The organism is Methylobacterium symbioticum (genome assembly GCF_902141845.1).
GTDB lineage: Bacteria > Pseudomonadota > Alphaproteobacteria > Rhizobiales > Beijerinckiaceae > Methylobacterium > Methylobacterium symbioticum.
Genome location: NZ_CABFPH010000014.1, coordinates 25,505 through 43,306 on the forward strand (window position 1 = coordinate 25,505; position 17,802 = coordinate 43,306).

General features: G+C 68.5%; 25 protein-coding genes. 11 read left to right on the forward strand and 14 right to left on the reverse strand.

From position 1 onward, the window contains the following. Positions 1-9: 9 nt before the first annotated feature. Together MET9862_RS07305 and MET9862_RS07310 are read right to left on the reverse strand one after the other, a co-directional pair. Positions 10-366: an ArsR/SmtB family transcription factor gene (locus MET9862_RS07305; RefSeq protein ID WP_043379005.1), complete on the reverse strand. Its 357-nt coding sequence runs from the start codon at positions 364-366 to the stop codon at positions 10-12. A 33-nt stretch (positions 367-399) separates the two neighbouring features. Further along, positions 400-741 (reverse strand): thioredoxin domain-containing protein, encoded by a 342-nt coding sequence (locus MET9862_RS07310; RefSeq protein WP_185156780.1) that lies wholly within the window; start codon positions 739-741, stop codon positions 400-402. A gap of 241 nt (positions 742-982) precedes the next feature. On the opposite strand from MET9862_RS07310, the gene MET9862_RS07315 reads away from it, so the two are divergent. The 10 genes from MET9862_RS07315 to MET9862_RS07360 all read left to right on the forward strand — a co-directional run bounded on the left by MET9862_RS07315 (position 983) and on the right by MET9862_RS07360 (position 9,181). Continuing rightward, positions 983-1,558, forward strand: a complete 576-nt coding sequence (locus MET9862_RS07315) for a thioredoxin family protein (protein ID WP_059407841.1) — start codon at positions 983-985, stop codon at positions 1,556-1,558. A gap of 167 nt (positions 1,559-1,725) precedes the next feature. After that, entirely contained in the window at positions 1,726-2,202 is a 477-nt protein-coding gene (gene soxX / locus MET9862_RS07320; RefSeq protein ID WP_059407839.1) for a sulfur oxidation c-type cytochrome SoxX, read from the forward strand. A gap of 27 nt (positions 2,203-2,229) precedes the next feature. Beyond that, positions 2,230-2,700 carry a thiosulfate oxidation carrier protein SoxY gene (soxY, locus tag MET9862_RS07325; protein ID WP_059407837.1) on the forward strand — a complete coding sequence of 157 codons (471 nt, stop codon included), beginning with the start codon at positions 2,230-2,232 and terminating at the stop codon, positions 2,698-2,700. A 39-nt stretch (positions 2,701-2,739) separates the two neighbouring features. Then, positions 2,740-3,069 carry a thiosulfate oxidation carrier complex protein SoxZ gene (gene soxZ, locus MET9862_RS07330; protein ID WP_010682137.1) on the forward strand — a complete coding sequence of 110 codons (330 nt, stop codon included), beginning with the start codon at positions 2,740-2,742 and terminating at the stop codon, positions 3,067-3,069. A gap of 59 nt (positions 3,070-3,128) precedes the next feature. Continuing rightward, positions 3,129-3,992, forward strand: a complete 864-nt coding sequence (gene soxA, locus MET9862_RS07335; protein WP_059407835.1) for a sulfur oxidation c-type cytochrome SoxA — start codon at positions 3,129-3,131, stop codon at positions 3,990-3,992. A 15-nt stretch (positions 3,993-4,007) separates the two neighbouring features. Next, a complete protein-coding gene (gene soxB, locus MET9862_RS07340; RefSeq protein ID WP_059407833.1) occupies positions 4,008-5,687 on the forward strand; it encodes a thiosulfohydrolase SoxB in 1,680 nt (559 codons plus the stop codon). A 53-nt stretch (positions 5,688-5,740) separates the two neighbouring features. Beyond that, complete coding sequence (soxC, locus tag MET9862_RS07345) at positions 5,741-7,048, forward strand: sulfite dehydrogenase (protein WP_059407832.1); 1,308 nt, start codon at positions 5,741-5,743, stop codon at positions 7,046-7,048. Further along, a complete protein-coding gene (locus MET9862_RS07350) occupies positions 7,032-7,709 on the forward strand; it encodes a c-type cytochrome (RefSeq protein WP_059407830.1) in 678 nt (225 codons plus the stop codon). Before soxC ends, MET9862_RS07350 begins: the two co-directional genes overlap by 17 nt. Positions 7,710-7,756: 47 nt before the next feature. Beyond that, positions 7,757-8,656, forward strand: coding sequence for an MBL fold metallo-hydrolase (locus MET9862_RS07355; protein WP_244612612.1), 900 nt, complete (start codon positions 7,757-7,759; stop codon positions 8,654-8,656). 63 nt (positions 8,657-8,719) lie between these two features. Further along, positions 8,720-9,181, forward strand: coding sequence for a DsrE family protein (locus MET9862_RS07360; protein WP_059407826.1), 462 nt, complete (start codon positions 8,720-8,722; stop codon positions 9,179-9,181). Between the two features lie 28 nt (positions 9,182-9,209). Here the strand turns inward: MET9862_RS07360 and MET9862_RS07365 are convergent, their stop codons facing one another. The 4 genes from MET9862_RS07365 to MET9862_RS07380 all read right to left on the reverse strand — a co-directional run bounded on the left by MET9862_RS07365 (position 9,210) and on the right by MET9862_RS07380 (position 11,766). Continuing rightward, positions 9,210-9,629, reverse strand: a complete 420-nt coding sequence (locus tag MET9862_RS07365; RefSeq protein WP_244507391.1) for a hypothetical protein — start codon at positions 9,627-9,629, stop codon at positions 9,210-9,212. Between the two features lie 176 nt (positions 9,630-9,805). Further along, positions 9,806-10,525, reverse strand: coding sequence for a cytochrome c biogenesis CcdA family protein (locus MET9862_RS07370; RefSeq protein WP_059407818.1), 720 nt, complete (start codon positions 10,523-10,525; stop codon positions 9,806-9,808). 7 nt (positions 10,526-10,532) lie between these two features. Next, complete coding sequence (locus MET9862_RS07375; RefSeq protein ID WP_059407815.1) at positions 10,533-10,922, reverse strand: thioredoxin family protein; 390 nt, start codon at positions 10,920-10,922, stop codon at positions 10,533-10,535. A gap of 43 nt (positions 10,923-10,965) precedes the next feature. Then, positions 10,966-11,766 carry a pentapeptide repeat-containing protein gene (locus MET9862_RS07380; protein ID WP_059407813.1) on the reverse strand — a complete coding sequence of 267 codons (801 nt, stop codon included), beginning with the start codon at positions 11,764-11,766 and terminating at the stop codon, positions 10,966-10,968. A 185-nt stretch (positions 11,767-11,951) separates the two neighbouring features. Between MET9862_RS07380 and MET9862_RS07385 the strand changes: the two genes are divergently transcribed. After that, entirely contained in the window at positions 11,952-12,626 is a 675-nt protein-coding gene (locus tag MET9862_RS07385; RefSeq protein WP_059407811.1) for a Crp/Fnr family transcriptional regulator, read from the forward strand. 29 nt (positions 12,627-12,655) lie between these two features. Here MET9862_RS07385 and MET9862_RS07390 read toward each other — a convergent pair whose 3' ends face one another. From MET9862_RS07390 to MET9862_RS07425, 8 genes are all read right to left on the reverse strand, one after another. After that, positions 12,656-13,042 carry a rhodanese-like domain-containing protein gene (locus MET9862_RS07390; RefSeq protein ID WP_059407809.1) on the reverse strand — a complete coding sequence of 129 codons (387 nt, stop codon included), beginning with the start codon at positions 13,040-13,042 and terminating at the stop codon, positions 12,656-12,658. 11 nt (positions 13,043-13,053) lie between these two features. Then, positions 13,054-13,965, reverse strand: a complete 912-nt coding sequence (locus MET9862_RS07395; protein ID WP_059407807.1) for an MBL fold metallo-hydrolase — start codon at positions 13,963-13,965, stop codon at positions 13,054-13,056. 20 nt (positions 13,966-13,985) lie between these two features. After that, complete coding sequence (locus MET9862_RS07400; protein WP_185156781.1) at positions 13,986-14,795, reverse strand: sulfite exporter TauE/SafE family protein; 810 nt, start codon at positions 14,793-14,795, stop codon at positions 13,986-13,988. Further along, complete coding sequence (locus tag MET9862_RS07405; RefSeq protein WP_059407805.1) at positions 14,792-15,241, reverse strand: DUF6691 family protein; 450 nt, start codon at positions 15,239-15,241, stop codon at positions 14,792-14,794. Before MET9862_RS07405 ends, MET9862_RS07400 begins: the two co-directional genes overlap by 4 nt. 3 nt (positions 15,242-15,244) lie before the next feature. After that, positions 15,245-15,670, reverse strand: a complete 426-nt coding sequence (locus MET9862_RS07410; RefSeq protein WP_059407803.1) for a YeeE/YedE family protein — start codon at positions 15,668-15,670, stop codon at positions 15,245-15,247. A 206-nt stretch (positions 15,671-15,876) separates the two neighbouring features. Then, positions 15,877-16,344 carry a DsrE family protein gene (locus MET9862_RS07415; protein ID WP_059407801.1) on the reverse strand — a complete coding sequence of 156 codons (468 nt, stop codon included), beginning with the start codon at positions 16,342-16,344 and terminating at the stop codon, positions 15,877-15,879. Further along, complete coding sequence (locus MET9862_RS07420) at positions 16,328-17,134, reverse strand: L,D-transpeptidase (RefSeq protein ID WP_059407799.1); 807 nt, start codon at positions 17,132-17,134, stop codon at positions 16,328-16,330. The genes MET9862_RS07415 and MET9862_RS07420 overlap by 17 nt, the downstream gene beginning before the upstream one ends. Further along, positions 17,134-17,763 carry a DsbA family protein gene (locus MET9862_RS07425; protein ID WP_059407797.1) on the reverse strand — a complete coding sequence of 210 codons (630 nt, stop codon included), beginning with the start codon at positions 17,761-17,763 and terminating at the stop codon, positions 17,134-17,136. Before MET9862_RS07425 ends, MET9862_RS07420 begins: the two co-directional genes overlap by 1 nt. Between the last annotated feature and the right edge of the window lie 39 nt (positions 17,764-17,802).

Genomic DNA, 17,802 nt, shown 5'->3' on the forward strand with positions numbered 1-17,802 from the left:
TTTCGCCGGTTACGGTGTCCGTCCGTTGCAGAATGCGCGGTGCAGGGCGGCGATGATCTCGCGAACCTCGGGCCGGGCCAGCGCATAATAGATGTTCTTGCCGTCACGGCGGGCCTCGACGAGATCGTCGGCCCGTAACCGAGCCAGTTGCTGGGACACGGCCGGTTGCCGCAGATTCAGCAATTGCTCCAGTTCCGAGACCGAGCGCTCGCCCTCGACCAGCAGACAGAGGATGACGAGGCGCGCCTCGTGCCCGAGGGCTTTGAGCAGTTCGCTGGCATCGCGGGCATTGGCCAGCAACAGATCCAGGTCGAGGCTGCCCGGGGCCTCGACGCTCGTCACCGGTTGCGCCTGTTGCAACGGCATCATCCCACCCTTTTCCTCGCCGCCCGAAGCCCGTTACGGGGATCCGGGGAGCCGTTCGAGCAACCGCTCGGCCCGTCCCCAGAAGAAATCCTCACCCGGATAGCCCTCGATCCGGTCGAGCTCGGACCCGTCTTCGACGAGGACGAATGTCGGTGTGTAGCGGATCGGGCGCTTGAGCGTGAGTCCGGGAGGGAGGCCTGCGTCGAGATCGACACGGCGCAACGGCGCCCGCTTCCCGATATCCGTCTTCGGGTAGATCGGCCCGATCTCCTTGTCCCAGGCCTTGCACCACGGGCAGCCGCGCCGCTCGAACTTGATCAGCTCGGCGGCCTCAACGATGCCGGGCCATAGGGCGAACCCCCACGCCCCCGCCATGACGGCTCGCCTCGTTCCCCGCATCGGTCTTCCCAAGCCCAGGACCACTGATCCTTATATAGCAAAAGACGAATGTGTTCGAGGGGCATCGGCGCAGCCGCCGGGATCGTGATCGCCCTCGGCGCGGAGCCGCCGTCGTCCGCGCGGCTTCAATGGCAGCCGGATGTCAGGAGGACTAGATTGCCAGGGGCAGGACAATCGCTCTACACATGCAGAAACTAGAATATTTGGAGGGGACGCCATGTCGACCCGGCGCCGGTTCCTGGCGGGTGCCCTCGCGCTCGGCCTGCCCTCCAGGGCCATGGCCCAAGCGATCCAGGGCGATGACGGCCTCTACCGGGAGCCCTGGTTCCTCGAAAGCTTCCTCGATCTCCCCGACGATCTGAAGTCCGCGCGGGAGCACGGCAAGCGCCTCGCCATCCTGTGGGAGCTGAAGGGCTGTCCCTTCTGCAAACAGATCCACCTCGTGAACTTCGCAGATCCGGCGACGAGCGCCTTCATCCGCGAGCGTTTCGAGATCCTGCAACTGAATTTCATCGGTTCGCGGGAGGTCACCGATTTCGACGGTCAGATCCTTCCCGAGAAGGCTTTCGCGGAGAAGTACGGCATCCGGTCCACGCCGACCATTCAGTTCTTTCCGGTGGAGGAGACGGCACTCGCGGGCAAGACGCCCCAGCAGCGCGAGGTCCTGCGAGTGCGGGGCTACGTGCCGCCGGAGGAGTTCCGCCGGACTTTCGCCTTCGTGGCCGAGCGTGCCGACGAGCGGACGACCCTGCAGGATTACCTCCGCTCGCCGGAGGCGGCGCAGCGGGGCTGACAGTCCCGCCGCGATAGTCAGCGGCCTCGCAATTCCAGCTTGACTTGAGAGCGATCCACGTCAAACTTGCAATAATTCGCATATGTCGATGGGTTTGCCCGCCGGCAGAGCGAGCGGTTCGAGACGACCGCACTCGCCGCAAAGACGGCGCACCGAGGAAACGCCAGATGCGCAGGCCGATCACAGCCTTTGCGCTCGCGGGACTTTGCGTCCTCGCGACCGCCGCCGGAGCCGAGACGGCTTCCACCGGGCTCGCCCCGTTCAAGATCGTCGCCATCGATGGCAGCGACTCAATCCCCGAGCCGCTCACCGACAAGCCGGGGGATGCGGCGGCCGGCGCGAAGGTCGTCGTGAACCGGCGCCAGGGCAATTGCCTCGGCTGCCATCAGGTCTCGTCGCTCAAGGGCGAATCTTTCCACGGCGAGGTCGGGCCCTCCCTCGATGGCGTCGCGGGCCGGTGGGACGCGGCCCACCTGCGGATGATCGTCGTCAACCCGAAGCACGTCTTCACCGAGGCGACCGTGATGCCGGCCTTCTACCGGATCGACGGCCTCAACCGCGTGCGCGCCGAATTCCAGGGCAAGCCGATCCTGACCGCGCAGCAGGTCGAGGACGTCGTCGCCTACCTCACGACCTTGAAGTGATCTCGCGGGCTGAAGGAGCCGCTTGCCATGACCTCTGCCAAGATCCCCGCAATGAGCCGCCGCCAAGCCCTGGCCTTCGGCACCGGCGCCATGGTGGCCACCGCCTTCGCTTTCCGCGCCGGCCCGGCCCTGGCGGCGAAGCCCGCGACCGATGAGGCCATCAAGGCCTTCACCCGCGGCAAGGAGCCGGTGAAGGGCAGGGTCAAGCTCGAACTCCCCGAGATCGCCGAGAACGGCAACACGGTGCCGATGACGGTGAGCGTCGACGGGCCGATGACGGCGGAAAGCTACGTCGAGGAGGTGATGATCGTCGCCGAGGGCAATCCGAACCCCGGCGTCATCAGCTTCCACTTCACGCCGTCGAGCGTCGCGGAGGCGAACACCCGGATCCGTCTCGCAGAGACCCAGAACGTCATCGCGGTCGCCCGCATGAACGACGGCTCGGTGTTCAGCGACGTCCGCCAGGTGAAGGTCACCATCGGCGGCTGCGGCGGCTAACCCATACGCGACAGCATCGAACGAGGACGGGAGGACCACATGGCCGACGTGAAGCCGCGGATCAAACTGGACAAGAAGGAGGTCGCCAAGGGCGGCATCATCGAGGTGAAGACGCTCGTCTCCCACACGATGGAGTCCGGCCAGCGCAAGGACAAGGACGGGAAGACGATCCCGCGCAAGATCCTGAACAAGTTCACCTGTGACCTGAACGGCAAGACGATCTTCAGCGCCGATATCGAGAGCGCAGTCTCCGCCAATCCCTACTTCCAGTTCAAGATCAAGCCCGAAGAATCCGGAGCGCTGACTTTTACCTGGGTCGATGACGACGGGTCGAAGATCCAGGCCACCGAGCAGATCAAGGTCGCCTGACGCGCGCCCGGGGCCGTTCGCCCCGGAGCGCCTCCCCCCGCCGCGCCGGAGCCCTCACCATGGTCCGCCCAACTCTCGCCTTTACAGCGCTCGCGCTCGTCGCGTTGGCCGTCGCGCCGCACGCGCAGGACATGCCGTCGGCGCCCGCCGCGAAGGAGCCGTCCGAGCGCCCGGCGTGGCAGGCGCACGGCATGAAGCCCCAGAACCCGAATTCTCCGTTCGAGGAAGTCGTCTCGGGCCTGTATTTCCGTTCCAAGGAAACGCAGGAGATGCAGGCCGACGACTTCAACAATCCGGGCTTCCTCGCCGTCGAGCAGGGCGAGGAACTCTGGTCGAAGGTCGATGGCACGGCCGGCAAGTCCTGCGCGAGCTGCCACAACGAGGCCTCGACCTCGATGAAGGGCGTCGCGGCTGCCTATCCGAAGTGGAACGAGAAGCTCGGGAAGCCAATCAATCTGGAGCAGCGGATCAACATCTGCCGCAGCGGCGCCCTGAAGGCCGAGCCTTTCGTCTTCGGCTCGCCCGAACTCACGGCCATGACCACCTACATCCGCAACCAGTCCCGGGGGATGCCGGTCGCCGTGAAGGTGGACGGGCCGATGACGCCCTGGTTCGAGCGCGGCAAATCGCTGTACTACCAGCGGAACGGCCAGCTCGATCTCGCCTGCGCGAGCTGCCACGAAAAGAACCACGGCAAGTATCTCCGGGCCGATTTCCTCAGCCAGGGGCAGAGCAACGGCTTCCCCGTCTACCGCCTACGTGACCAGCGGCTGGTGCCGCTGCACGAGCGCATGGAGGGCTGCATGCAGGACGTCCGGGCCACGCCGTTCAAGCCGCTCTCCGACGAGTTCCTCGCCCTGGAGACCTACGTCGCGTGGCGCGGCCTCGGCCTTCCGGTCGAGACGCCCGCCGTGCGCAACTGAGGGTCGGATCGTCCCATGACCTCACGCCGCGACTTCCTGCAGATCGCCGCCGCCACCGCGGCCCTGGTGCCGACGGGCTGGATCCGCGCCTTCGCCCAGCAGCGCCTGACCCAGTACGACCTCCTGGCCTTCGAGCCGATGGGCAACGTCACCCTGGTCCACCTGACCGACATCCACGCGCAGTTGCGGCCCGTGCTGTTCCGCGAGCCCTCGACCAATCTCGGGGTGGGCGAGGCGCGCGGTCAGGTCCCCCACGTCACCGGACGCGCCTACCTCGACCTCTACGGCATCCCCGGCGGCTCGCCGCTGGCCTATGCGCTGACGCCGGAGGACTACGTCGCGCTCGCCCGCAGCTACGGCCGGATGGGCGGCCTCGACCGGATCGCCACGGTGCTCGACGCGATCCGCGCCGAGCGCGGCGACAAGGTGCTGTTCCTCGACGGCGGCGACACTTGGCAGAACAGCTACACCTCGATGGTGAGCAAGGGCCAGGACATGGTCGACTGCATGGCGCTGCTGAAGCCCGACGCCATGACCGGCCACTGGGAGTTCACCCTCGGCACCGAGCGGGTGAAGGAGATCGTGGACGGGCTCGGCTGCCCGTTCCTCGGCCAGAACGTCCGCGACGCGGAGTGGAACGAGCCAGCCTTCGAGTCCACGAAGATGTTCGAGCGCGGCGGCGCGAAGGTCGCGGTGATCGGGCAGGCCTTCCCCTACACGCCCATCGCCAACCCGCGCTGGATGATCCCGAACTGGTCCTTCGGCATCCGCGAGGAGGATGTGCAGGCGAGCGTCGACAACGCCCGGAAAGAGGGCGCCGACCTCGTCGTGCTGCTCTCTCACAACGGGTTCGACGTCGACCGCAAGCTCGCCTCGCGGGTGAAGGGAATCGACGTCGTCCTGACCGGTCACACGCACGATGCGCTGCCGCAGGCGGTAAAGGTCGGCAACACCCTGCTCATCGCCTCGGGCAGCCACGGCAAGTTCCTCACCCGCGTCGACCTCGACGTGCGGGACGGCGCCGTGAAGGGCTACCGCTCGAAGCTCATCCCGATCTTCTCCGATGTCATCGCCCCGCAGAAGGCGATGGCGGCCAAGATCCAGGCGATCCGCGCGCCCCACGAGGCGATGCTGAGCCAGGAACTTGGGCGGACCGAGGCCCTGCTCTACCGGCGCGGCAACTTCAACGGCACCCTCGACGACCTGATCTGCGACGCGCTCCTGTCCGAGCGCGAGGCCGACATCGCCCTCTCGCCCGGCTTCCGCTGGGGCACGACCCTCCTGCCCGGGCAAGCGATCACCCACGAGGACGTCTACAACGCCACCGCCATCACCTACCCGGCGGCCTACCGGATGCCCATGACCGGCGCCCGGCTGAAGGAGGTGCTGGAGGACGTGGCCGACAACCTGTTCAACGCCGATCCCTACTACCAGCAGGGGGGCGACATGGTGCGGGTGGGGGGCGTGTCCTACGCCATCGATGTCGCCCGCCCGGCCGGAAGCCGCATCTCCGACCTGACCCTGCTGCGCACCGGCAAACCCATCGAGGCCGGCAGCAGCTACACCGTGGCGGGCTGGGCGAGCGTCAACGAGGGGACCGAGGGTCCGCCGATCTGGGACGTCGTCGCCTCGCACATCAAGGCCAAGAAGACGGTGAACCCGACGCCCGCGCAGGTCACCGTCCGTGGCGCCTAGTCGTCTTCAAGATATTCACACATTGCCATACTTGAAACAGTTCGGAGAGACCGATGTCTGAACCGAAGCCGCGCCCCGATCCGTCCGGGCCGACCTCCCGCCGATCCTTCCTGCGCACCGGCCTCGCCTTGGGCGGAGCGGTCGGCGCCGGGGTGGGAACCGGCGCTTTCGCGGGCCGTGCGGCCGCCGCCGCGCCGGAGGCCAAGAACCTGCCGCCGAACGTGCCGGAATGGTCGCAATCCCTCGGTGACGGTGTCGTGAGCCGGCCCTATGGCCGCCCCTCGAAGTTCGAGGCGGACGTGATCCGCCGCGACGTTGAATGGCTGACCGCCTCTCGCCAGAGCTCGGTGAGCTTCACGCCGCTGCACCAGCTTGAGGGGATCATCACCCCCAACGGTCTCGGCTTCGAGCGCCACCATGGCGGCATCGCCGAGATCGACCCGGCCGAGCACCGGTTGATGATCCACGGCCTCGTTGAGAAGCCGCTGATGCTGACGCTGGAGGACATCAAGCGCTTCCCCCGCGTCAACCGGATCGCCTTCCTCGAATGCGCGGCCAATTCCGGCATGGAGTGGAAGGGCGCGCAGCTCAACGGCTGCCAGTTCACCCACGGCATGATCCACTGCGTCATGTACACGGGCGTGCCGCTCAAGCGCCTCCTCGAAGAGGCGGGTCTCAAGACGAACGCCAAGTGGCTGCTGCCGGAGGGGGCGGACGCCGCGGCGATGACCCGCTCGGTGCCGATCGAGAAGGCGCTCGACGACGCCATCGTCGCCTACGCCATGAACGGCGAGGCGCTCTATCCCGAGCACGGCTACCCGCTGCGCCTCGTCCTGCCCGGCTGGCAGGGCAATATGTGGGTGAAGTGGCTGCGCCGGATCAAGGTCGGCGACGAGCCCTGGCACACCCGCGAGGAGACCTCGAAGTACACGGCCCTCATGCCGGACGGACAGGCGCGGCGCTTCACCTGGGCCATGGACGCGAAGTCCGTGATCACCAATCCAAGCCCGCAGGCGCCGATCCACGGCAAGGGCTTCACCGTGCTCTCGGGCCTCGCTTGGTCGGGACGCGGGGCGATCAAGGGCGTGGACGTCTCCCTCGATGGCGGCCGCAACTGGCGCGCCGCCCGCCTCGACGGTCCGGTCCTCGATAAGGCGCTGACGCGCTTTTATTACGAGTTCGACTGGAACGGTGAGCCGCTGCTGCTCCAGTCCCGCGCCAGGGACGAGACCGGCTATGTGCAGCCGACCAAGGCGGCTTTGCGCCAGCATCGCGGCCTGAACTCGATCTACCACAACAACGGCATTCAGACCTGGCACGTGCTGCCCAGCGGGGAGATCGAGAATGTCGAGGTCGCGTAACCTCATTCCGGCCGCGCTCGCAGCCGCCCTCCTGGCCGCGACGCCGGTGGCGGCCGAGCGCCTAAACATCGGCCGCGCGGCAACGCCCGAGGAAATCAAGGGCTGGGACATCGACGTGCGGCCGGACGGCCAGGGGCTTCCGGTCGGCAAGGGCACGGCGGCGCTGGGCGAGACCATCTTCCAGGAGCGCTGCGCCAGCTGCCACGGCGAGTTCGGCGAAGGCGCGGGCCGGTGGCCGGAACTCGCGGGCGGATCCGGGACCTTGAAGTCGGAAAACCCGGTCAAGACCATCGGGTCCTACTGGCCCTATGTCTCGACGGTCTTCGACTTCGTGCACCGGGCGATGCCGTTCGGCGCGGCCCAGACCCTGACGCCGGATGAGACCTACTCGGTCACGGCCTATCTCCTCTATCTCAACGACATCCTGAAGGATCAGGATTTCGAGGTGAACGAGAAGAACCTCGCCAGCATCCGCCTGCCGAACGAGAAGAACTTCTTCATGGACGACCGCCAGACGGCGGAGAAGGAGTTCTGGACGGCCAAGCCCTGCATGACGAACTGCCTGCCCAAAGAGGCGACGATTACGAGCCATGCGCGCATCCTCGACGTGACGCCCGACAAGGCCCCCGACTCCGCGAAGAAGGCGCCGCCAGTCCAATGACGACTGGCGCCGCCGTCCCCGGATCGCGCTGCGACAGGCGTCTCTTCATGGCGGGGCTCGCGGCGGGTCTCGCGGGCGCGTGGCCGACCGGCCGCGCGTCCGCCAACCCGGCGGCGGCGTTGACGGTCGGCGGCGCCTCCGTGGAGACGGCGAGCGACGGCACGCTGTCCTCCTCCCTCGCCTTCATGCTGCCCGATACGCCGCGCGACGAGATGCAGGCCGTCTTCAGGGCCGAGGGCCAGCGCGCGGAGGCCGCGCCGATCCCGACGAACGCGAGCCTCGTGCGGATCGGCTCTGAGATCATCCTGATCGATGCCGGCTCGGGCAACTCCTTCCAGCCGACGGCGGGCAAGCTCGGAGAGACATTGGAGAGCCGGAACATTTCGCGCGAGGCGATCACCCAGGTCGTGTTCACGCACGCCCATCCCGATCATCTCTGGGGCGCGATCGACGATTTCGACGACAGCGAACGGTTTCCCAATGCCCGCTACGTGGTGCCGGCGGCGGAATGGGATTTTTGGACCCGCGACGACGTCGAGACCCTGGTGCCCGACTGGCTGAAGGGTCTCTCCGTGGGCTCGCGACGGACCCTGCGCCGCCTTGAGGCGAAGGTGGAGCGCCGCAGGCCCGGCGAGAGCATCGCCCCCGGCCTCACTTACGTCGCGACGCCGGGGCATACACCCGGCCACGCCTCCGTACTCGTCGAAGCGGGACGGGATCAGGTACTGATCGGCGGAGATGCCCTGAGCCATGCAGTTCTGTCGTTCCGGCGTCCCGCCTGGGCGTTCGGAAGCGATCTCGACCGCGACCTCGCTTCCTGCACCCGCCTGACCCTGCTGGACCGGTTGGCGAACGAGCGGATGACGCTCGTTGGCTTTCATCTCCCGGGCTCGGGCGTCGGACATGTCGAGCGTGCCGGCGACAGCTATCGATTCTTGCAGACCTGACGAGACGGCTCCAAGAGGAGCGCGCGTCTCGGATCAGGATCGTTCGACAACGGAGGGGACGAGATGATGCTGTCGCGCAGGGGCGTGTCCGGATTGGCCGCACTGCTGGCTGGGCTCGGAGCGAGCAGGGCCACGGCGGCTCCGGCAACCGGCCCGAAGACCCACCGGGTCGCGATGCAGGTCAGTTCCCGCGAGGGCGGCGTGTTCGATCTCGCCCTCAACAATGCGGTCAACCTCGCGCGCGAATACAGCGAGCAGGCCGAGGAACTGGAAGTCGAGATCGTCGCCTATGGCCCAGGCCTGCACATGCTGCGGGCCGACACATCGCCCGTCACGGCGAGGATCCATTCCATCAGCGAGAGCGTGCCGGGGATCGTCCTCTCGGCCTGCGGCAACACCGTCAAGGCCATGGAGAAGGCCGAGGGGCATTCGCTGGAATTGCTGCCCCACGTCGGCATCGTTCCGGCGGGGGCGGTCCGTCTCGTGACCCTTCAGGAAGCAGGATGGAGCTACCTGCGCGTTTAACTGGGTCCGGTGGGGCGACGAACTCGTCTCAGCGGATGACGAGCGCCTCGATCCAGCGGGCGCCTGGAACAATGTCCGCACGGGCAGCCTGATCGAACGGGGGCACGGAGGGATCCTGAGGCGGGGCCGCGATGTCGTTGAGATCCACCGCCATCGGCCTTCCAACCAGCCCGTCCTCCGTTTTCTGAAGAGCGTAGTAGAGGCCGTTGCTCAACTTGGCTCCGTAGTCGGCCGGCGCCTTGTAGAGGAAGAGCAGGGCGTGCTCCAGCCACGCATAATCGCCCGGCCGGACCGTTCCCGGGTTCGCGTAGGGATAGGGAACGTGGCACTGGACCTCGGGCCCCTCGACGCATTTGAACTCGCGCATCGACAGGAAGAAGTCCTTGAACTTCGTCCGGTCGAGGGTGACGACGAACCGCGTGGCGTCCGGCCCTGGGGTGAACGTCACGGTGCCGATTGGAATGGACGTACCGTCGCGAGTGCGTAGCTCAAGCTGCTTCGTGCCGACCAATTCCCAAGCCTGCGCCGGACCTGCAATCCCGAGAAGGATGGCAGCGTAGAGCAGGCAGGTTCGAAGACGGTAGGGTCGCATGGGGCGGGCTTTGGAGGCAGACGCTATCGAGGTCACAGGCGGGTCGTCAGGTTGGTGAGCCAAGCCGGCGAAGCGTTGACCAGGACGGTCTCCGCGGCCTTGTCGTAGCCCGTGGCGATCATCAGGCCGGTGGCCACGAGGATGGCGCCCAGGGCGACCTTCAGCCCTTTGCCGAGCCCCATCATCCGGTCGCGCCAGCGTATCAGCACCTCGCGGGACAGCGTGCCGAGGAGCAGGAGTGGCAGGGCGGCGCCGAGGCCGAACAGAAGCATCGTCGTTGCCACCGAACCCAGGTCTCGCCCCTGCGAGGCGAGGAGGGACGCGGCCCCGAGGGTCGGCCCGACGCAGGGGCTCCAGACCGCGCCGAGCAGCAGCCCGACGCCGAACTGTCCCAGAAGCCCGGTGGTCGAGAAGCCACCGAACCGGCTCTCGGTCCAGTTGCTCACCGGGCCGGCGGCCACAGCAAGCCGGGTCTGGGCGGCCGGAACCATCAGGACGAGCCCGATCAGGACCAGCATGATGGCCGCCACGGTGCGGAAGACATCGGCGTCGAGGCCGAGGGCGAACCCTACGGTCGCTACGAACAGCCCGATGGCCACGAAGGACACCGCGAGGCCGGCGGCCAGGGCAGCGGGGCCGAGCCTGTGTTCCGATGCCGCCGCGCCCAGGACCAGCGGCAGCAAGGGCAACACGCAGGGCGACATCACCGAGAGGATGCCGGCGAGGAACGCGAGGCCGAACGTCGTGGCCATGGCCGACCTACAAAGCCTTCTCGACAGCGCCCTCGATCCACTCCGGCTGGGTGTCGCCGACCGAGCGCCCCGTCTCCTTCTCACCCTTGAAGGTGATCAGGGTGCTCTGCGTCGTCACACCGAACCGCTTCAGCACGTCTTTGCGGCTGTCGAAATCGACGTCGAACACCTGCAGGTCCTTGAACCGGGGTTGGGCTTCCAGCTTAGCGAGGATCGGCTTCTGCGACGCGCAGACGGTGCACCAGGGCGCGGTGACATGGACGAGGATCGGCTTGCCCGCCTTCTGGGCCGCCTCAAAGGCTTCAGGGGTGAAGACGGCCTCGGCGGCATTCGCAGCGGTACCGAACAGCAGGGGAGCGGCGGCCAGGGCGCCGAGCAGGAAGCGACGGGTGGTCATGGGCTGTCTGGGTCCTTGTGATGGGTCGAGGCTTACGGGCGGCTCAATTGGTTGCCTGGGTGACGGCGCGGTCTACGTTCACGCGCTCGGCCCAGTCCTTGGCCTCGGACTGACCCTTGAGGTCGATCAGCCGGGCACCGCTGACGTCGACGTTCTTAAAGTCTGCTCCTGTGACCGTCGCGCCGGTCAGGTTGGCCCCGGACAGGTCCGAGCCCATCAACACCACGTCGGTGAGGTTGGCATCCTTCAAGTTGGCGTATTCGAGCCGCGACCGGCCGAGGTTGGCACCCTTCAGGTTGGCGCCGGAGAGGTTCACCGACACGAACACGGCCCGCATCAGGCCCATGGACTGGTTCTTGATGTCGGCGCCCCCCCTGAGGTCGACCAGCGTGGCGCCGCTCATGTTGGCGCCCTTGAAGTCGCCAATGGGCATGGACCGGCTGAGGTCCGCGCCGCTGAGGTTGGCGTCGCGGGCGGTGATGCCGAACATTTTCGTGTCCACGAGCTTGGCGCCGGACAGGTCGGCCTTCAGCAGCCATGCCTGTTCGAGGTTCGCGCCGCTGAGGTCGGCGCCGCGCAAATTGACCTTGTTCAGGCGGGCGGTCCGCAGGTTTGCGCCCCGGAGGTACAGCCCGGAGAGGTCGAGGCCAGACAGGGACTTGTCGTGCAGGTCGACCGGCTTGCCGTCCGCGGCCTTGATCAGCGCCTCGACGTCGGCGCGGCTCATCTCGGCCTTGATCATGGCGGGCGAGGACATGTCGGCCCCGAGCAGGAGGTCCTGTTCGGCCGCGGCGGGGCCGGCGGCGAGTACGGCGAGCATGAAGCTCAGGGCGAGGCGGTGCATCGGTTCACTCCCGGTGGGCGCCGCGCATGGCGGATGCCCTTATCGTGTTCTTTGTGATGCGATGCTATGCCGGGCCGCTGCACCCGGTCGGTGACCCAGGTCACACAAGTCCGGCGCGGCGGGAGAAAAACGCAACGCGAGCCGGACGATCAGCCCGTCGTCATGGCCGGGGGGACTACGCCGCCATGACGGATGCCCAGAAGGTCGAGCGATGGATCGACCGGTTTCCGCTCCTGCAGGCGCTCAGCCCAGCGCACCTCCAGATCGCCCGGGGAACTGTGCATTTTCCGGTACTGGACGCGGGCGCCATCGCCTACGAACTCGATGGCGAGTGCGCCAACTACCTGATGTGTCTGGAGGGCCGTACGCGCATCTTCCGGATGTCTGAAGGCGGGCGCGAGGTGCTGATCTACAAAGTCGGGCCGGGCGGCACCTGCGCCCTGACCACACAGTGCCTCCTCTCCGGCGGCAACTTTCCGGCGCAAAGCATCGCCGAGGAGCGGACCGAACTGGCGGCTCTGCCGGTGAGCACGTTCCAACACCTGATGGGCGAGAGCGCCGCGTTCCGCAGCTTCGTCATGGATGACTATACGCGGTTGATGTCCGGCCTATTCACGCTGATCGACGAGGTCGCGTTTGCCCCGCTCAAGCAGCGCCTCGCGCAACGGCTTCTGGCCGAGGCGGACCCGCGTGGGGTGGCCTCGGTAACCCATCAGAAGCTCGCGGATGACATCGGCAGCGTGCGCGAGGTCGTGAGCCGCATCCTGGGGCAATGGGCCGAGGCCGGCCTGATCGAGGTCCGGCGCGGCGCGGTCGAGATCGTCGACCGCCCAAACTTGGAGGCCGCCGGTCGCAAGTGACCTGCGGCCTGTCGGCTTGCCAGTCCCGATCAGGCTGGCTCGACGGTGCCGCCGGCCTTCGCCATCGCGGGGAAGCCGCCCGCGACATGGGCGACCGGTCCGAGGCCCATGTCGTTCAGGGTCTTGGCTGCCAGGGCCGAACGGTTGCCGGAGCCGCAGTAGAGCACCAGGCACTTGCCTTCGCCGAGCTCGGCCCGGTGGGTCGGGCTCGCGGGGTCGGCCTGGAACTCCAGGAAGCCGCGGGGCACGTGGACGGCGCCGGCGATCCTGCCGGTCTTGGCCAACTCCTCGCCCTCGCGCACGTCGACGAGCACCGAGCCCGGCTGGCCCAGGCGCGCCAGCGCCTCCGCGGCCGACAGGGTCTCCACCTCCCGGTTGGCCTGCGCCACCAGGTCCTTCGCGCTGATCGTGGTCATGGTCACCTCCGTCAATCGCCCCACGCCGCACCGTCGAGGGAGTCGAGCGGGATCTTCAGGTAGCGGCGGCCGTTCGCCTCGGGCTCGGGCAGGCGCCCGCCGCGGATGTTCACCTGCAGGGAGTGCAGGATGAGCTTCGGCATCGGCAGTTCGCGGTCCCGGGCCTCGCGCATCGCCACGAACGCCTCCTCGGTCGGTGTCTCGACGAGGTGCGGGTTCTCGCTCCGCTGCCGGGCGACCGTGCTCTCCCAGGCCGCCGCCCGGCCGCCCGGGCGGTAGTCGTGCCCGGTGAACAGCCGCGTGTCGTCCGGCAGGGCCATGATGCGCCGGATGCTGCGCCACAGCGCGTGCGCGTTGCCGCCGGGGAAGTCGGCCCGCGCCGAGCCGCTGTCGGGCATGAACAGGGTGTCGTGGATGAAGGCGGCGTCGCCGATCCGATAGGCGATGGAGGCCAGGGTGTGGCCCGGCGTGAACATCACCTCGACTTCGAGGTCGCCGATCCGGAAGCGCTCGCCGTCGGCGAAGAGCCGGGACCACTGCGAACCGTCCGTCCGGAACGTGTCCGGCAGGTTGTACAGCCCCTTCCAGAGCCGCTGCACGTCGATGACCTTCTCGCCGATGGCGGTCGGGACGCCCGTCCGGTCGTGGAGGTAACCTGCCGCCGAGAAGTGGTCGGCGTGCGGGTGCGTGTCGAGGATCCACTCCAACTCGTAGCCCTCCCGCTCGATATGGGCGAGCAGGGCATCGGCGGAGCGGGTCGCGGTCGCGCCGGACTTCGGGTCGAAGTCGAGGACCGGGTCGATGATCGCGCAGCGCTTCGTCGCGGGGTCCGCGACGACGTACTGGATGCTCCCGGTCGGCTCGTCGTGGAAGCCGGTCACGATGGGATGCCCGCGCAGGGCTCCGGCGGTCTGGTTCGACATGGATCTCCTCCTGTCCGGGATCAGGCGCTCAGGCCGAGGAGCGGCAGGGCCCCGCGGGCGACGACGTACAGGCCGACCAGGATGACGAGGCCGGCGAAGGTGACGGTCAGGGCGCGCTTGCGCCCGGCGAGGCGCTGGCCGAGCCTCGATCCGACGAGGCCCCCGAGCACGCCCCCCAGGATGAACAGCCCGGCGAGCGGCCAGTCGATCAGGCCGGAGGCGGCGTAGCTCGCTGCGGTCGCCGCCCCGAAGGCGCTGACCGCGACCAGCGAGGTGCCGATGGCCATGGGCAGCGGCATCGCCGTCGCCAGCATCAGGCCCGGCACGATCAGGAATCCCCCGCCGATGCCGAAGAAGCCGGAGAACAGGCCGACCGCGAGGCCGATGCCGAGGAGCCAAGGCAGGAGCACCGGCGCGCTGGCCTTGGTCAGGCGCACGTCCGGGTCGCCCTCGCCGCGTCGCTTGCGCAGCATCAGGCCCCCGACCACGAGCATGACGACCCCGAACAGGGCGAGCAGGCTCTTCCCGTCGACCGCCTTGGCGGCCGCCGAGCCGACGAGCGCGCCAAGGACCCCGGCGAGCGAGAACGCCGCCGCGCAACGCCACTTCACGTTCCCGGCTCGCCATTGCGGGACCAGGTTGCCCGCCGCGCTGACCGAGACCGCCAGGGCGCTGGTCCCGATGGCGACGTGGGGCGAGGACACGCCGACCACGTAGGTCAGCAGTGGGACCGCGAGGATCGAGCCGCCCCCGCCGACGAGGCCGAGGATCACGCCCACGACCCCGCCCGAGCCGGCGGCGAGGCCGGATGTGAGGGGGCCGGGCATCATGCGTCGGCTCCCAGCGCGGCGGTCGGCTTCAGGCGCGCCGCCGGCACCAGGCGGAACAGCAGCATGCCGGCGACCATCGCCGCCACGAAGGTCACGGCCTCGGCCGGGGCCACCGTCAGGATGGTGAGGGCGGGCCCGGGGCAGAGGCCGGCCAAGCCCCATCCGAGGCCGAAGATCGCGGCCCCGGCGAACAGGCGTCCGTCGAGGTCGCGCCGGGTCGGGACGTCGAGCCTGGGCGCGAGCAAAGGCCGTCCGCGCCGCCTCGCCAAGCGGTAGCCGGCGGCCGAGATTGCGACGGCGCCCGCCATGACGAGGGCGAGGCTCGGGTCCCAGCGTCCGGTCACGTCGAGGAAGGCGAGGACCTTGGCCGGGTCGGCCATGCCCGAGACGAGGAGGCCGAGGCCGAACAGGAGGCCGACGGCGAAGGCGGAGGCGGTCTTGGCCATGGCTCAGGCTCCGACGAGATGGCGCATGACGAGGACGGTCAGGACGGCGACGGTCATGAAGATGCCGGTCGCGGCCAGCGAGCGGGGCGAGCCGCGGCCGATGCCGCAGACTCCGTGGCCGCTGGTGCAGCCTGAGCCGAGGCGCGCGCCGAACCCGACCAGCAGGCCCGCGAGGATCAGCAGCGGGAATGACGCCTCGACCGTCACCGGCGGAAGGCTGCCCCCCAGGCCGGCATAGGCGAGTGGTGCGAGGACGAGGCCTGCCACGAAGGCCGCCCGCCAAGCGGTCTCACCCGAGGGCGGGGCCAGGATGCCGCCGAGGATGCCGCTGATGCCGGCGATGCGTCCGTTGAGGATGAGCAGCAGCGAGGCGGACCCGCCGATCATCGCTCCGCCGAGAATTGCGCTGACGGGGGTGAAGCCTTCCATCTCAATCTGTCCCAAAGTGCGGTCCGGGAAGCGCCCGGTCCGGCCGCGGGGACTACTGCCCCACGCAAAACATTAGATGACACTCAATTAGCATCTTCTAATGTAATGACAAGCGGAAAGATGGTCCGGCGGACAAGCGCCCTAGAGTCAGGTGCGGCGGCACACGATCAGGTCTTCGCGGTCGATTGCCGAAGCGGTGTAAGGCCTCAGGGGTGGATGTATGCGAACCCCATGGCCTGCAGGCGCGCCAGTTCGGCGACGCCGCTCGGCACGAGGTCGTCCTCGCCGACGCCGTACAGGGTGGTGCGGTCTATCTTCCGCTCGCGCAGGGTGTTGGCGCAGACCAGGAACCGCACACCCATCCCCTTGAGGGCGTCGATGCGGCCGGCGAGTTCTTTGTCGTTCGCGGCCGACTGGAAGAGGCCGACGCCGTAACCGAGGCTCACCACGCGGATCTCGACATGCGCCTTGCCCACGGCCTCGACGTGGTTGCGCAGGTTGGCGAGCAGGCGCTTGAAGTAGGCTGCTTCGTCCGGACCGCTTCCGCCATTGTGGTAGACCACCTTCTGGTCGGCGTAGTAGCCGGCCGGCGCCTCCGAGCCGGCACGAACCGTTCCGATGCCCATCGTCGCGAGGACGACCGCCAGCGCCAGGCTCCTAAAGACCGTCGTCATCCGCCACTCCGTCGTCCGTCAGGGGTTCGGGCGCCTCCGAGGCGCCGCGGGATAGGTCGTCGAGGCGCGCACGGTCGAGGCTGCCGGTCGTCTCCGGCGCGGCCGGCCGCGCGGCCTGGGCGGTGCCGTGCGACCCAAGCACGACGACCTTCGTGCCCGTAGGTACGCGGCGGTGCAGGTCGATGACGTCCTGGTTGAGCATGCGGATGCACCCCGAGGACACCGCCTCGCCGATGCTCCAGGGCTCGGTGGTGCCGTGGATGCGGTAGAGCGTATCCTTGCCGTCCTTGAACAGGTAGAGCGCGCGGGCCCCGAGGGGATTGCGTGCGCCACCTGGCATCCCGCCGGCCCAGCGCCCGTTCCGCTCCGGGTCACGCCTGAGCATGTCGGGGGTCGGCGTCCAGCGCGGCCAGGACGCCTTGCGGGCGACAGTCGCCTCCCCGGTGAACTCGAAGCCGGCCTTGCCCACGCCGACCCCGTAGCGCATGGCCTTGCCGCCCTCCATGACGAGGTAGAGGAAGCGCCGGTAGGGGTCGACCACGAGCGTGCCCGGTGGCTGCTTGGTCGGATAGTCGACAACCTGGCGGACGTTGCGGGCCTTCAGGTCGCGTGGCTCGACCGCATCGACCGGGAACGGCTCGTCGGTGATGGCCGCGTAGCGACGAACGGCATCGGCCGGAAGGCGCGCCCCCGCCCCGGCGACCGGGCCGGGGGCGCCCATCGAGGCCGAGCAGGCTCCGACCCCCGCGGCGAGCGCGAGGAGCGCCGTTAGGCGCATCACCCGCCGCATCACGAGCGGCCCTTGGCGCGTGCCTGGGCCACCGCCTGCTTGAAGCCGTCGTAGTCGAGGGCGGCCGCGACCTTGAGCGGGCCGATCAGGAAGACCGGCGTCCCCTGCAGGCCGAGGGCGTCCGCCTGGTCGAGGTTGCGCTGGAGCAGGGCGGCGATCTCGCCCTGGTGGGACGTCCGATCCGCCTCCAGGCGGGCCATGTCGACGCCCGAGGCGGAGACCGCCTCCAGCATCCGCTCCTTCGGGATCTTACGGCCGGGGATGCCCATCAGCGCGCGATGCACGTCGTCGTAGCGGCCCTGGTACCGCGCCGCGAGGGCGAGCTGGGCGCCGTAGACGGAGGCGTCGCCGAGAATCGGCCAATCCTTGTGGACGAGGCGGATGCGCCCGTCCGACTTCACCAGCCGGAGAAGGTCGGGCTCAGCCTTCTTGCAGAAGGGGCAGTTGTAATCGAGGAAGGCGACGATGGTCAGGTCGCCCTTCGGGTTGCCCGAGACCGGCGCCTCCGGGTCATTGAGGATGGCGTTCTGGTCGATGCCCTGGGCGAAGGCCTCTTCCGTGTGCGGCGATAGCAGGGCGGGCGCGAGGGCGATGGCGGGGATTAGGGCGAGCAGGGTCCGGCGGTGCATGACGGTCTCCGTGGGTATGGGTGGCTCGGAAGAGGCAGT

What these genes read in the sequence shown, in the direction of transcription:
- MET9862_RS07395 (WP_059407807.1), bottom strand. Translation starts at nt 13,965, where the DNA reads ATGTCGAACCAGACCGCCGGAGCCCTGCGCGGGCATCCCATCGTGACC.
- soxB (WP_059407833.1), top strand. Translation starts at nt 4,008, where the DNA reads ATGACCTCACGCCGCGACTTCCTGCAGATCGCCGCCGCCACCGCGGCC.
- MET9862_RS07375 (WP_059407815.1), bottom strand. Translation starts at nt 10,922, where the DNA reads ATGACCACCCGTCGCTTCCTGCTCGGCGCCCTGGCCGCCGCTCCCCTG.
- MET9862_RS07350 (WP_059407830.1), top strand. Translation starts at nt 7,032, where the DNA reads ATGTCGAGGTCGCGTAACCTCATTCCGGCCGCGCTCGCAGCCGCCCTC.
- MET9862_RS07370 (WP_059407818.1), bottom strand. Translation starts at nt 10,525, where the DNA reads ATGGCCACGACGTTCGGCCTCGCGTTCCTCGCCGGCATCCTCTCGGTG.
- soxX (WP_059407839.1), top strand. Translation starts at nt 1,726, where the DNA reads ATGCGCAGGCCGATCACAGCCTTTGCGCTCGCGGGACTTTGCGTCCTC.
- MET9862_RS07425 (WP_059407797.1), bottom strand. Translation starts at nt 17,763, where the DNA reads ATGCACCGCCGGACCCTGCTCGCCCTAATCCCCGCCATCGCCCTCGCG.
- MET9862_RS07390 (WP_059407809.1), bottom strand. Translation starts at nt 13,042, where the DNA reads ATGACCACGATCAGCGCGAAGGACCTGGTGGCGCAGGCCAACCGGGAG.
- MET9862_RS07385 (WP_059407811.1), top strand. Translation starts at nt 11,952, where the DNA reads ATGACGGATGCCCAGAAGGTCGAGCGATGGATCGACCGGTTTCCGCTC.
- MET9862_RS07410 (WP_059407803.1), bottom strand. Translation starts at nt 15,670, where the DNA reads ATGGAAGGCTTCACCCCCGTCAGCGCAATTCTCGGCGGAGCGATGATC.
- MET9862_RS07380 (WP_059407813.1), bottom strand. Translation starts at nt 11,766, where the DNA reads ATGCACCGCCTCGCCCTGAGCTTCATGCTCGCCGTACTCGCCGCCGGC.
- soxZ (WP_010682137.1), top strand. Translation starts at nt 2,740, where the DNA reads ATGGCCGACGTGAAGCCGCGGATCAAACTGGACAAGAAGGAGGTCGCC.
- MET9862_RS07315 (WP_059407841.1), top strand. Translation starts at nt 983, where the DNA reads ATGTCGACCCGGCGCCGGTTCCTGGCGGGTGCCCTCGCGCTCGGCCTG.
- MET9862_RS07400 (WP_185156781.1), bottom strand. Translation starts at nt 14,795, where the DNA reads ATGATGCCCGGCCCCCTCACATCCGGCCTCGCCGCCGGCTCGGGCGGG.
- MET9862_RS07355 (WP_244612612.1), top strand. Translation starts at nt 7,757, where the DNA reads ATGGCGGGGCTCGCGGCGGGTCTCGCGGGCGCGTGGCCGACCGGCCGC.
- MET9862_RS07415 (WP_059407801.1), bottom strand. Translation starts at nt 16,344, where the DNA reads ATGACGACGGTCTTTAGGAGCCTGGCGCTGGCGGTCGTCCTCGCGACG.
- MET9862_RS07310 (WP_185156780.1), bottom strand. Translation starts at nt 741, where the DNA reads ATGGCGGGGGCGTGGGGGTTCGCCCTATGGCCCGGCATCGTTGAGGCC.
- soxY (WP_059407837.1), top strand. Translation starts at nt 2,230, where the DNA reads ATGACCTCTGCCAAGATCCCCGCAATGAGCCGCCGCCAAGCCCTGGCC.
- MET9862_RS07360 (WP_059407826.1), top strand. Translation starts at nt 8,720, where the DNA reads ATGATGCTGTCGCGCAGGGGCGTGTCCGGATTGGCCGCACTGCTGGCT.
- soxC (WP_059407832.1), top strand. Translation starts at nt 5,741, where the DNA reads ATGTCTGAACCGAAGCCGCGCCCCGATCCGTCCGGGCCGACCTCCCGC.
- soxA (WP_059407835.1), top strand. Translation starts at nt 3,129, where the DNA reads ATGGTCCGCCCAACTCTCGCCTTTACAGCGCTCGCGCTCGTCGCGTTG.
- MET9862_RS07420 (WP_059407799.1), bottom strand. Translation starts at nt 17,134, where the DNA reads ATGCGGCGGGTGATGCGCCTAACGGCGCTCCTCGCGCTCGCCGCGGGG.
- MET9862_RS07305 (WP_043379005.1), bottom strand. Translation starts at nt 366, where the DNA reads ATGCCGTTGCAACAGGCGCAACCGGTGACGAGCGTCGAGGCCCCGGGC.
- MET9862_RS07405 (WP_059407805.1), bottom strand. Translation starts at nt 15,241, where the DNA reads ATGGCCAAGACCGCCTCCGCCTTCGCCGTCGGCCTCCTGTTCGGCCTC.